The following is an 11860-nucleotide window of genomic DNA, read 5'->3' on the forward strand; positions in this document are numbered from 1 at the left end:
CGCGAAGTAAATTCGCACCTACGGGGTTGGTGTATGTTGTAGGTGAGGTTTTATACCTCGCTTTTTGGCACCCAAGCCACGTTACATGAGCGCGAAATAAATTCGCACCTACGGTTTGGTGTATGTTGTAGGTGAGGTTTTATACCTCGCTTTTTAAACAAATCAAACTTTTACTAACGCAACTATTTGAGCAAGCTTTTGATGATTAAGCTCTCCCATTTGCTCGCTATTACTGAGCGCATAAATAAAACCTTCATGCTCAGTACAATCAATATCATCTCGCGATTCAATTACGTTTGCCCAAAGCTCTAAATCATCTAAGTCTATTTCGTTACTTAAACAGCGTTTAAGCACATCAATTAAAACCTCGGTTGAGAGAGTATAGTGAGTTTTATTGCTGTCAGCAGGGCTTGAAACGATAACCGATATAGCTTCATTCCTATGCTCACCAAACGTAATAAATTCAGCTAATGCTTTTTGTGTATTCATAATATTTGTTATTCTTGGCTCACTGTTACTAAAAAGAATTATAATGACTCAACTTAACTGCACTCAATGCCACAGTACTCTAACGTGTAATGTAGACGATATATCAGCGTGTTGGTGCAATGAGCTGCCAGCTATTTTACCGCTTGATATCACAGCAACAAGTTGTTTATGCCGCAAGTGCACGCTTAATAAAATAAATATTTTTTTAGAGGGTGTTTATACACAGCCTATTAAAACCCAAATAAACTTTGCAAAGCAATTTAGAGGTAACGACAATTTAATTGAAGGGCTCGATTACACCATGCAAAGTGGTTACATGATATTTAGTAAGTGGTTTTTTTTAAAGCGCGGTTCGTGTTGTAAAAACGGTTGTAAAAATTGCCCTTATGGTTATAAAAAATAAACCAAAAGCTGCGCTTTTAACGTGAGCAAGCTCTACGTCTACAGCTGTTTTATGTCTCGTTCGTAGCAATTGGAAACGAATCACTTGCGCCCCATTCACTCCACGAGCCATCGTAAACACTTAAATTACTGTAACCACATTCAGCAGCAAACAACGCCAAAGCACAGGCTGTAATACCTGAGCCACAGCTAAACTGTAACTGCTGCACATCACCAATTACGTCACTAAATATCGCTTTAATTTCAGAAAGTGGTTTGGCTTCACCGTCATCTAGTAAATTCATTAAAGGCAACGAGCGACTATTAGGAATGTGCCCGCTATGTATACCTTTACGAGGTCCACTTTCTTCACCAGTAAAACGTTTATAAGCACGTGCATCAAGCAATAAAGTATTAGGATCATCTATTGCGTTAAGCACTTGTTGATTATTAATAAAATACTCACAATTATAGCTTGCCGCAAAATCACCAGCACTTACAGCCTCGCTATAACTTTGTTGTACGTCGTAGCCGTACTCCAACCACTTTTTAAGACCACCGCTGAGTATTTTAACATTGTGATGCCCCATAGCTTTAAACATCCACCATGCTCTTGCTGCGCTAAATAAACCGCCATCTTCGTATACAACTATAAAAGAATCGTTATTTACGCCTGCATTTTGCATAACATGAGTAAATTGCTGCTCGCTGCATATCGTACTTGGTAAGGGGTTTGACCTATCAGCCAATTCGTTTTTTATGTCAAAACGTTTAGCATTAGGGAGCATTGCTTGCGGCGAATAAGTACCCAAAACACCTGGACGCAGCATACCTGCATCAAATATCACTAATGCAGGGTCATTAAGTTGCGTCTGTAATTGCTGGCAGGAGATAAGGTTTTTCATGATTTATTTCGTGTTATTTATTTTATCTAATACGTTTCTTAACATTGTACTCGACGTATGAGATGTATACGAAAAGTAACATATCTCTACATTAAACTTTGCAAAGTCAGCTTCAATCTTTTGCCACTTTTCAGTGCCCTTCCAGTCATCACCAACAAACATTTTATCAAACTTTAAATTGTTCCACGCTTCTTCTTTATCATAATTAACCTGCGGGACAACTTCGTCAACAAACTTAATTGCTTCAACTATTTCCATGCGCTCTTGAAAGGGAATTACTGGCTTTTTATTTTTAGCTGACTGGCTTAACTCATCCGTTGTTATACCTACAATTAGGTAATCACACTCTAATTTTGCTCTTTTAAGAATATTTAAATGACCAATATGAAATAAGTCAAAAACACCCGTTGTATATCCAATTTTTTTCATTTAACAAACCTAGTTTATTATTTTTAAGTTTAAGAAATCCTTTTATAAAATATAGTAACGTCCAGTTAGCTTAGTTATTTTCAATTATGTACTCAACAATTCTTTGGCTCGCTTTGCCGTCTAACTTGCCCGCGAGTTTTTCCGATAAAGCTAACCTAGTATTAGCTAGCTTTTCTGGTTTAGCTAATTGTTCTACAACTAGTTTTTTTAGATTTTTATATTTACTAGCATGCACCGCAATATTTGCGTATTCCCCGTAATCTCGGTCCATACGTTTTTTAAAACGAAAAGAAAAAATTCCTTTATAGCTCCATCTCAACTTTAAAAAATCACACCAAATAACCGGCTTATTTAATAGTGCGAATTCAAATAAAGCTGACGATGCATCACTAATCAACAAGTCGGCTTTATCTAAAAAAGGCACCAGAGAATAATCCTCAACCTTAGCCAAATAAACATTTGGGAAAGTAGACCAGTGATTTAGCAGCGCTAAATGGCATTTATACTTTTCTTTACTAATCGAAAAATAATGAGGTTTTATTAAAATATTGTAATCACTAAAATGTTCAGGCCAGTTTTCAGGAAACAGTTCTAAGCTACTTGGATAAAATGTTGGCGCATACAAAATGGTCTGCTTTTTATCACTAAAGCCTTCTAATGAGAGTGCTCCATCAATTTCTTCATTATTAAAAATAGGATCTAATTTGCAAAAACCTACATCAATAAACGTATCATCAGGGTACATACTCTGTAAGCGGCTTAATCTGTATTCACCTTCCACAAAACGTGCAGTCATAGCTTGGCTAGATTTAGTGTAATAACTTGATTTAGGGCCGATCCCATGTCCAAGCTGAGCACTTTTAGATACCTTATGTAAACGTTCTAGATGGCAAAATGAGTTAGCAAAAAATACCCAATCAGATTTTTCTTGCTCGTAGTAATCAATAGCTTGTAGCTGATTTTCAACCCATATATGTTCTAAATTGTAGTTATCTATAACACCTTGAATCAAATCCTGATGACTATTTTTATAAAAAACAAACTGACTTTTAATGCCTTTTTCGCATAACTTTTTAAATACTGGAATGTACTGAGGAAGGTAATAAAGGCTTTGAGTGTCAAAAATTATATTCATAGTATCGCCACAGTTGTTTTCTTTATATTCTACATTGAAAGCCACATAACAAAAACCAAGGTACTTATATTTTTATTATTCCACCACGTAGTGGTGCCATTTTTGAAAGTATTTTATTTTGCACGTTATAACTAATATTTTGCTCATTCATTGCGTTAACGAGTAAATCGACCACATGATTAAAGTCTTTTTCCGATATATTCATACCCGTATGAATAGCAATCATAGAATCGCCCCTGTACTCACATGGGCCTTCAAATAACATACACATATGGGAAATAAAACCATCACGAAAATGCGTAATATTAGCGTGTTCAAAGTAATGAAATACTTGCTCGTCGTTACCTATTTGATAGATAAAACTATCAACAAGCTTAGCTATACCTGCTTTTCCATCTAACTGCTGATAAAGCGACAGTGCAGGTTTATTTGCACAGCCTACTAATAACCCTGCGCATAATAAAAATACGGCTATATTTTGCATCACCAATACCCTGTTACCGATAAATACCAACCTGTTTGATCGTCAGCCCCTGCAATGCTTCCTAAATCAAGGTAAGCCGCTGTCACACTCACGTACTTATTTGGTATCCAAGCCACAAATACATCTTTCCAATCTTGTTCGCCTAAATTAAGGTTATTCGCTTTTTGACGATACTCAACACCTACGGCCAATTCACGGCTTAAAAAAAGTGCAGTACTGCCTTCAAACAACACCCTAGTACTGTCGCTTTCACCACCATAGCCTAGCAAGCCTAATTCATTTGCTTCGCTGTAGCGTGTCGTTAAGTTCCAAAACCAGTTGTAACCTGCAATCGCGCCTAAATGTAATTTACTGGCCGCTAAATAAAAATCGGTTCCACTGGTACTTTTCGCGCCAACTAACTGTGCAATAGAACCATCATCCAGTGATTTATGTAAAATCCCTGCACTTAATTGTGGCCACTCACTGTAAACAATATCCCCATATAAACGAACTTTAACGCCGCTAATATTTTGCTCTATCTGCGCATTGAATGCTGGTACATCAAATTGCTGTATTGCGTAACTAAATTCAACACGATTAAACAAGTTTAACTGGGCACCGCATACATCAAGAGTGTAATCGGTTACATCTGCCCGGCTACAAAAGCCATTTATCGAAAACTCATCATCACTGGCATAACCAGCTAGTTGCGCCCAAGGTACAATGCCTCCACCCGCATTGCCTTCAATTTGAGACACACCAGGAGTAGCAAGCAGTTTTCCACTGCTGGCTACACACGGTAAACTCATTAAACAAAAGGCAACTACGCTCCAATATTTAATGTGATACATAATGATCTAGAAGCCATTCTTCAAGTAATTCAGCTTTTAACGGTCTACTTAAATAATAGCCTTGTGCATGATCGCATTGCATATTTTTAAGCAACTCTAAAGACCCCAATGTTTCGACCCCTTCAGCAACAACAGAAAACCCTAATTGATGACCTAACGTAATCGAAGACTGCACAATAAACTGATCTTTTTGTGACTCATCAAGTTTTAAAATAAAACACTTATCTAATTTTAACTCATCAATAGGTAGCATTTTTAAGCGCCCAAGTGACGTTTGCCCTACGCCGTAATCGTCCAGTGATATTTTAACGCCAATTGCCTTTAAGTTTTCGAGTGCTTTAATACCTTTCTCTTCATTTTCGATCATATCGCGCTCGGTAAGTTCAATCGTAATCAACTTAGGGTCTACTTTATGTTTTTCAAGCGTACTGACCAAAGCTGAATGAAATCCCGAAAAGGCAATATCTTGCGCCGATACATTAATAGCGGCTTGTAACTCAATGCCTTTTGATTGCCAGTTAGCTACCTGTGCAACAACGGTATTAACCACCCACGCGGTTAGCTCAACAATAAGCCCCGACTGTTCAGCTAAATCAATAAATAGCTCTGGATTAACCCAGCTACCATCTTTTCGTTGCCAGCGTATAAGCGACTCAACTTTATCGATTTTTTGCGTTTTCATATGCAACTTAGGCTGATAGGTCATAAATAATTGGCCATCATCGTCAATAATTGCTTGTTTTAACTCATCAAGCATTATTAAGCGCTCTAAATGCGCCTCATCTTCGCCACTTTGATAATAATGAATACTTTCATGATCGCTCGCAGCACTGTCGACAGCAATCAATACACGGCGCATTAAATCATCGCTAGTAATACCTTGCGCTGGGTATTGCACAATACCGGCACTAAACCGTAAATTAATTTTTAACTTTTGAATGGTATAGCAAGCCTGTAACTGCATCATTAAGCCGTCAATGCCACTTTTTAGCTCTTGTGCTGCAGTTGCTGGGAATACCGTTAAAAATTCATCGCCGCCAATTCGCGCATGAAAACCACCTAGCTCATCAGAAAACTCACTAATACGACTTGCTACCGCTTTTAAACAGTCATCCCCAACACGAGGGCCTAACTTATCGTTTATGTGTCGCAAACCCTTAATATCAATAGCAACAAGTGTGTATTCATTCGTTGCATCTAATTCATCCCCCAACACATCTAGCATTGCTGAACGATTATAAAACCCTGTAAGGGAGTCATGGCGAGCCTGAAAACTAATTTGTTTCTCACGTTCATTAATATCGTTACCCATGCTATTAAATGCATCAACTAGGGTCGTTATTTCTGTACTTTGTTTTTTTCCTTTAAATTCGAAACTATAGTTACCTTGTGCAAATTGCCTAGCAATAACAGCGAGTTGAGATAAAGGAGTAGTAAGGTTGTTTGCTAATAAGCTACTTGTTATAACACCTACAAACATGGTTAAAATAGCCAATATCATTAATGTAAAAAATAGCTTTTCAAAATCACTGTAACTTTGCGTTAAATCGGCACTGAGTAAAATAACTATTGGGTGAGAAAGTAGCGACGGTAAATCAATATCACGATTGCGATACACTAAATATTCACCAAAAAAGCGTGATGTGGTTAATGTATTAAAATAGTTCACAGGTTCGAAAGGGGTTGGGCGTTTAACTAAAGAGCTAATAACTAAATTATCCGCACTGCCTATAAAGCTTACATCCATACCTGTTAAGCTTTTAAGCTCGGCGGCCACTTCGTTATTTATTTTAAATCCAACTAAACTATAAGCAACTGTACGTGGCGCTTTAACGGGAAGTAAAATCACTTGGTAAAGTTCGTTATTTAAAACAACAAAACTAGATTGCTCCGAAGTACTTAATAATTCTTTCATTAGCGGCTGTAAATCATGCCCGTAAATATCTTCGCTAGTATTAGCCGAAATTAATTTACCCGACAAATCAATTAACAACATTAGCTCGGCGTTTATACGCTGACTGTGGTTAAATAATACGCTACTTATTGTACCGGCGTCTCGTGTAGCAACAGCTTGTTTAAAGCCAAAGTCAGAGGTAAGTACTTTAGCGGCGGTTAATAATAGGCTCTCTTTTGACTTTAAGTATTGCTTGTATACACTTTGGGCAACGCTTATATCTTGGTTAACTTTTTCTTCTTGGAATTTACTCGTAGACCACCAAAAACTAAATAAGCTAACCACAGTGGTTAATAGCACTAAGCCAACGCAGAGTATGGTTATACGGTTTTTTAAACTATTAGTCATTTTGGGCCTTAAATTTACTGCCAAATGTATTTCGAAGCTCTGGGACCGAAGTATTTATGGTTATTAAAAGCTGAGTTTGAGAATTAATAGTAATTATTTTTTTATTCTCCAATGCGGCACGCTGAAGAGGATGCCATACAGTCACCTCAGAAGAAGTGGCTGGCAAAGTAACACGCCCTCTTTCATCTGTTTTATAAACAAGATCATTATCTGCCACATAAATATAGCCAATCATAGAGTCATGAATATTGCATCCTAAAACAACCACACCGGGCTTATCAAATACAATAGGGTCTTTTGGTTGCCCTGAATATAATTTTAGCTGAAAAGGCTTGGCTTGTGAAAAAGAATACACATGATGGCGAATATTATCGCTATTAGGAAAATTTACTTGCTGCCCCTTTTGAACAATTAATAATTCAGGTGAAAATTGCTTATTAACTTGATCCATTGTCGCAACCGTCTTTGGTGTAAAAGCAGACTTTATATTATTTTGATTTAGCTCAACCACCGCATCTGGTAATGCTTGCCCATGTTGGTTTTGTATAACTAAATCAATATTTGCGCTCAAAGCAAAATGGCTAAAAAACAAACCTATCGCTAAAAAACAACGATTTTTTGCAATTTTTTGCAATGCTCGCTCTAACATAACAACACCAAACTATTAACGTTAAGCTAAGTTAATTAGAGACGAGCACTAATTGCAAGAATTATAGCCCAGTAACCACAAATAAAGACCGAGTAACTAGGTTAAGCCATCCTTTAGTCGTGTTATTTTACAATCAATCCGTATTCAGCATCTAAAATAGCAATTACTTCTTGGCGAGGATCGCTAGGTATAACAATATCTTTGCCAACAATTTTACTCGCAATACCTACATAGGTATTTGACACTTCAAGCATGACTGATTCTGGTAAAATATAATCTTTAGCAAGTTGTTCACGTTCACTCATACGGTCTTTATTTAATAATACATCGCTTTCTGGCACATTATTAATTAGTAACTGGCGAAAGCCTTCTTTAGAATTTTCGACAATTTTGCCATCGCGATAAGCGGCTTCATCCCAAATACGTGACGAATCAGGCGTGCCTACTTCATCAATATAAATAAGTTGCTGCGCGCCATTTAAATCTTCCACATAACCAAACTCAAATTTTGTATCCACAAAAATTTGATCAAGCTTTGCAAGCTCATCGCTAATTAACTTAAAGCCTTCAACTAGCAGTTTTTCGTACTTAGTTACATCATCTGCCGACTTAAAGTTAAATACATCTAAGTTATTAGTAATGTTAGCACGCGTGATATTTACATCATCAACAGGTGGAATGTCGGCAACACCTTCAATAATACCTTTTGTTGAGGGTGTAATTAAAACGTTATCAAGCTTTTGGTTTGCTTTTAAGCCTTCTGGTAAATCAATACCACAAAAATTACGCACGCCTTTTGCGTAATCGCGCCACATGCTGCCTGTAATGTATTGGCGTGCAATCGCTTCTACTTTTACTGTACTGGCTTTGCGTACAATCCATACGTAAGGATGCGGAATATCAACAATATGGTTACCTGCAAGGCCTGCTTGATCAAATAATTTAAACCAATGCGATGCAACCGAGTTAAGGGCGATCCCTTTACCTGGCACGCCATTTAACCCGTTTTCGCCTTGCCAAATACAATCAAACGCCGAAATTCGGTCTGAAATAACCATAATTGCAAGCTCAGTGCCTGCAGGTACTTTATAGCCTTTGTCGCTAATTAATCGCGCGCTGTCTTCATCGGTTAGCCAATAAACTGAACGAACCTTACCGCTATGTACTTCACCTTTGGTACGAATGGGTAAATCATCGTTTACATCTAAAACTTTATAGCTAGTCATGCTATCTCCGGGGTTAGGGATGCTCTTTGAGCAAAGTATGGTATGGGGTTATGTGGGTTGTATAATAATCTAGCCAACCCTAAAGCTCAATCGGATGCTTAAAACAAATAAAGGCACATATTTATATGCTTGTTGGGATAAGGTAAACTTTACGGGTAAGCTAAATAACCTGAACTCTGGATAGTAAATCAATCTTAAGCAGTTATTTTCAACGCTAACTGCGTTGAATTCACTTGCAATAGGCCCACTATTGACGCGTAAATTCGCCTTGTTTGCATTTAAAAATTTTGACTAACAAAAAGCAACTTTAATTATATTTACAGGTCAACCTCTTAGTTAGTTTCTTAACCCGAGTTTATCTTCGTCAGATTTATACAGGTATACATTTAATGATCAGCCTAAAAAACGTTACTTTTAAATGGCATAAAAACGATAAAAAACCGACTCTAAGGATTGCAGAGCTGGCTGTAGAAAAAGGCGAACGTATTTTTTTATATGGCCCAAGCGGTTCAGGAAAATCTACTTTATTAGCGTTACTTACGGGAATTAATACAGCCACCAGCGGTGATGTGTATATTTTAAATCAATGCCTAAACACACAAAGTAATACCAAGCGCGATGCATTTAGAGCCGACCATATTGGCACCATTTTTCAAAACTTTAATTTATTACCTTATTTAACACCTATCGAAAATGTCATTTTAGGGTGTCAATTTTCTAAAGTACGGCAAAGCCAAGCACTTAAACACGCCATAACATTACACAAAGAAGCTGAGCGCTTATTAAACGCACTTGGCTTAATTGAGCAATACCATCATAAAAACGTAGCACAGCTCAGTATTGGCCAACAACAACGTGTTGCAGCAGCCCGTGCTTTTATTGGTAACCCTGAGCTAATAATAGCTGACGAGCCAACATCAGCACTTGATGCAAATAACCGCGAAAGCTTTATAACGTTATTATTTGAACAGGCATTGCATTTAAACAGCACCTTAATATTTGTAAGTCATGACGAAAGCTTAAAACCGTTATTCGATCGCTCAATAGATTTAACCCATTTGCAGGAGCAAATATGATCCTTGCTAAACTGGCTTATAAAAGCTTATTAAATCGTCGTGCCAGCGTATTTTTAACACTGTTTACTATTGCAATTAGCGTTATGTTATTGCTAAGTATTGAGCGTGTAAGAGTTGATGCTAAAAGTAGCTTTAGTAATACTATTTCGGGCACTGATTTAATTGTGGGCGCACGCACTGGTGATATTCAATTATTACTTGCGTCGGTATTTAGAATTGGCCATACCAACAACGGCGTAAGCTGGCAAAGTTATGAATATATAACCAATCAGCGAGGCGTAAAATGGAGCATACCTATAAGCCTAGGCGACAGCCATAAAGGCCAAGCTGTACTTGGCACTACTCTTGACTACTTTGAACATTACCGCTTTGCTAAAAAACAAAACTTAAGCTTTAACCAAGGCCATCCATTTTTAAATATTAACGAGGTTGTACTGGGGAGCAACGTAGCCAACAAGTTAGGTTATAAACTTGGCGATCATATCGTTATATCACACGGTATGGGCAATACTAGCTTTCATCATCATGACGACAACCCATTCAAAGTCGTCGGTATTTTAAATCCCACCGGCACACCTGTTGATAAAACGTTACACATACCGCTTGCCGCTATCGATTTAATACATGCCAGAGCTAGCACTAAACATGACGAACATGACGAACATGACGAACATGACGAACATGACGAACATGACGAACATGACGAACATGACGAGCATGACGATCTTATCGGTCATCCAAAACAAATCACTGCATTTTTAATGGGTTTTAAATCACCGCTATACACATTGCAAATTAGGCGCAATATAAATCAATATAAGCAAGAAGCATTGCTTGGTATTATGCCCACCGTAACACTGAAAGAATTATGGCAAATGCTCGCCATAGTAGAAAAAACACTGCAACTATTTTCCGCAATCGTCGTACTTGTTAGCTTACTAGGCATGCTAACCACACTGCTTGCAAACCTAAGTCAACGTCGCCGTGAGCTTGCTATATTACGTTCGGTAGGTGCCCGCCCTTGGCAATTATTCACACTTATAAGCATAGAGTCACTGTTAACTACTTTATTAGGCTGCTTAGTTGGCTGTGCATTATTTTATTTAGTTATGTATTTAGGTGCCGGCTACCTACAAAGCCATGCAGGTATTAGCGTAAATATAGCGATGCTCTCTTACTATGAACTCACATTAATAGGCGTTATTATGGTAGCTGGTTTTATTATTGGTTTAGTGCCTGCCACACGCGCTTACTTTTATTCTCTCAGCGATGGCATGAGTATAAAAACATAATTTTTAGGTATCCCATGACGTTTTTTAAAACAGCTTTTCAATATATTACTACTATTAATTTACTACTCGTAAGTTTTGCAAGTAATGCAAATCCACCAAAAGAGATTTTTTGGGAAGACTTAATCCCTAAAAATCACGTGCAAATAGACACACAAGCACAAGCCAATCACGAAGGCAGCGATCAAAATTGGGTGCAACCCGATCTAGACGCACCTGTAGTTAAAGCGTTAAACGGTCAGTCTGTAAGCTTACCAGGCTTTGTAGTACCACTTGAAGGTGACAGTGAAATTATTACTGAGTTTTTACTCGTCCCATATTTTGGTGCATGTATACACGTCCCGCCACCGCCGCCAAATCAAATTGTGCATGTAACTATTAAAGGCGGCGTACCTATAGACAGCCTGTATGACGCAATCGTTGTAACTGGCATTATAAGTACAGAAACGTGGTCAGGCGAAATAGCCCAAGTAGGCTATAAAATGAAGGCAGTTGGCGTTGCGCCATTTGAACTTTAATTAACTAACCTGAACTGCTGATAAATTTATACCAATCTGCTTATATATGGGACCTATTTAACGTTAAGAAAATTACGCTAGAACTAGGCGAAAATTTTTGTATCTAGTTATTCTAAATAAAAAATTTTTAACGACGTTATAGTG

13 protein-coding genes are annotated in these 11860 nt (G+C 37.7%); 4 read left to right on the forward strand and 9 right to left on the reverse strand.

Features of this window, described 5'->3' with window-relative positions; genetic code table 11:
* Positions 1 to 162 precede the first annotated feature (162 nt).
* Positions 163 to 489, reverse strand: coding sequence for a hypothetical protein (locus DO88_RS11915; protein WP_033038673.1), 327 nt, complete (start codon positions 487 to 489; stop codon positions 163 to 165).
* 43 nt (positions 490 to 532) lie between these two features.
* Here DO88_RS11915 and DO88_RS11910 point away from each other — a divergent pair, with 43 nt between their 5' ends.
* Positions 533 to 892, forward strand: a complete 360-nt coding sequence (locus tag DO88_RS11910; protein ID WP_033038674.1) for a DUF5522 domain-containing protein — start codon at positions 533 to 535, stop codon at positions 890 to 892.
* Positions 893 to 941: 49 nt separating this feature from the next.
* Here the strand turns inward: DO88_RS11910 and DO88_RS11905 are convergent, their stop codons facing one another.
* The 8 genes from DO88_RS11905 to DO88_RS11870 all read right to left on the reverse strand — a co-directional run bounded on the left by DO88_RS11905 (position 942) and on the right by DO88_RS11870 (position 8833).
* A complete protein-coding gene (locus DO88_RS11905) occupies positions 942 to 1775 on the reverse strand; it encodes a sulfurtransferase (protein ID WP_033038676.1) in 834 nt (277 codons plus the stop codon).
* A gap of 3 nt (positions 1776 to 1778) precedes the next feature.
* On the reverse strand, positions 1779 to 2204 hold the full coding sequence (locus tag DO88_RS11900; RefSeq protein WP_007376780.1) for an adenylyltransferase/cytidyltransferase family protein: 426 nt from the start codon (positions 2202 to 2204) through the stop codon (positions 1779 to 1781).
* Positions 2205 to 2274: 70 nt separating this feature from the next.
* Positions 2275 to 3339, reverse strand: coding sequence for a CDP-glycerol glycerophosphotransferase family protein (locus DO88_RS11895; protein ID WP_033038682.1), 1065 nt, complete (start codon positions 3337 to 3339; stop codon positions 2275 to 2277).
* Positions 3340 to 3403: 64 nt separating this feature from the next.
* Entirely contained in the window at positions 3404 to 3823 is a 420-nt protein-coding gene (locus DO88_RS11890; RefSeq protein ID WP_007376778.1) for a group I truncated hemoglobin, read from the reverse strand.
* On the reverse strand, positions 3823 to 4656 hold the full coding sequence (locus DO88_RS11885; RefSeq protein WP_033038683.1) for a DUF3034 family protein: 834 nt from the start codon (positions 4654 to 4656) through the stop codon (positions 3823 to 3825). The genes DO88_RS11890 and DO88_RS11885 overlap by 1 nt, the downstream gene beginning before the upstream one ends.
* Entirely contained in the window at positions 4643 to 6958 is a 2316-nt protein-coding gene (locus tag DO88_RS11880; protein WP_008137361.1) for a bifunctional diguanylate cyclase/phosphodiesterase, read from the reverse strand. The genes DO88_RS11885 and DO88_RS11880 overlap by 14 nt, the downstream gene beginning before the upstream one ends.
* On the reverse strand, positions 6951 to 7607 hold the full coding sequence (locus tag DO88_RS11875; RefSeq protein WP_033038684.1) for a methylamine utilization protein: 657 nt from the start codon (positions 7605 to 7607) through the stop codon (positions 6951 to 6953). Before DO88_RS11875 ends, DO88_RS11880 begins: the two co-directional genes overlap by 8 nt.
* 122 nt (positions 7608 to 7729) lie before the next feature.
* Complete coding sequence (locus tag DO88_RS11870; protein ID WP_033038686.1) at positions 7730 to 8833, reverse strand: phosphoribosylaminoimidazolesuccinocarboxamide synthase; 1104 nt, start codon at positions 8831 to 8833, stop codon at positions 7730 to 7732.
* A gap of 389 nt (positions 8834 to 9222) precedes the next feature.
* Here DO88_RS11870 and DO88_RS11865 point away from each other — a divergent pair, with 389 nt between their 5' ends.
* Genes DO88_RS11865 through DO88_RS11855 form a run of 3 tightly spaced genes read left to right on the forward strand, consistent with a single transcriptional unit; the run spans position 9223 to position 11716 of the window.
* On the forward strand, positions 9223 to 9909 hold the full coding sequence (locus DO88_RS11865) for an ABC transporter ATP-binding protein (RefSeq protein WP_033038688.1): 687 nt from the start codon (positions 9223 to 9225) through the stop codon (positions 9907 to 9909).
* On the forward strand, positions 9906 to 11201 hold the full coding sequence (locus DO88_RS11860) for an ABC transporter permease (RefSeq protein WP_033038689.1): 1296 nt from the start codon (positions 9906 to 9908) through the stop codon (positions 11199 to 11201). The genes DO88_RS11865 and DO88_RS11860 overlap by 4 nt, the downstream gene beginning before the upstream one ends.
* A 14-nt stretch (positions 11202 to 11215) precedes the next feature.
* Positions 11216 to 11716, forward strand: a complete 501-nt coding sequence (locus DO88_RS11855) for a DUF3299 domain-containing protein (protein ID WP_007376770.1) — start codon at positions 11216 to 11218, stop codon at positions 11714 to 11716.
* The last annotated feature ends 144 nt before the right edge of the window (positions 11717 to 11860 follow it).

The sequence above is a fragment of the Pseudoalteromonas sp. S3431 genome (genome assembly GCF_000690035.1).
GTDB classification, from domain to species: domain Bacteria; phylum Pseudomonadota; class Gammaproteobacteria; order Enterobacterales; family Alteromonadaceae; genus Pseudoalteromonas; species Pseudoalteromonas fuliginea.

Excerpts from the sequence above, each read along its gene's own strand:
- DO88_RS11905 (WP_033038676.1), bottom strand. The coding sequence starts at position 1,775 with ATGAAAAACCTTATCTCCTGCCAGCAATTACAGACGCAACTTAATGAC.
- DO88_RS11860 (WP_033038689.1), top strand. The coding sequence starts at position 9,906 with ATGATCCTTGCTAAACTGGCTTATAAAAGCTTATTAAATCGTCGTGCC.
- DO88_RS11880 (WP_008137361.1), bottom strand. The coding sequence starts at position 6,958 with ATGACTAATAGTTTAAAAAACCGTATAACCATACTCTGCGTTGGCTTA.
- DO88_RS11915 (WP_033038673.1), bottom strand. The coding sequence starts at position 489 with ATGAATACACAAAAAGCATTAGCTGAATTTATTACGTTTGGTGAGCAT.
- DO88_RS11895 (WP_033038682.1), bottom strand. The coding sequence starts at position 3,339 with ATGAATATAATTTTTGACACTCAAAGCCTTTATTACCTTCCTCAGTAC.
- DO88_RS11855 (WP_007376770.1), top strand. The coding sequence starts at position 11,216 with ATGACGTTTTTTAAAACAGCTTTTCAATATATTACTACTATTAATTTA.
- DO88_RS11885 (WP_033038683.1), bottom strand. The coding sequence starts at position 4,656 with ATGTATCACATTAAATATTGGAGCGTAGTTGCCTTTTGTTTAATGAGT.
- DO88_RS11870 (WP_033038686.1), bottom strand. The coding sequence starts at position 8,833 with ATGACTAGCTATAAAGTTTTAGATGTAAACGATGATTTACCCATTCGT.
- DO88_RS11900 (WP_007376780.1), bottom strand. The coding sequence starts at position 2,204 with ATGAAAAAAATTGGATATACAACGGGTGTTTTTGACTTATTTCATATT.
- DO88_RS11875 (WP_033038684.1), bottom strand. The coding sequence starts at position 7,607 with ATGTTAGAGCGAGCATTGCAAAAAATTGCAAAAAATCGTTGTTTTTTA.
- DO88_RS11865 (WP_033038688.1), top strand. The coding sequence starts at position 9,223 with ATGATCAGCCTAAAAAACGTTACTTTTAAATGGCATAAAAACGATAAA.
- DO88_RS11910 (WP_033038674.1), top strand. The coding sequence starts at position 533 with ATGACTCAACTTAACTGCACTCAATGCCACAGTACTCTAACGTGTAAT.
- DO88_RS11890 (WP_007376778.1), bottom strand. The coding sequence starts at position 3,823 with ATGCAAAATATAGCCGTATTTTTATTATGCGCAGGGTTATTAGTAGGC.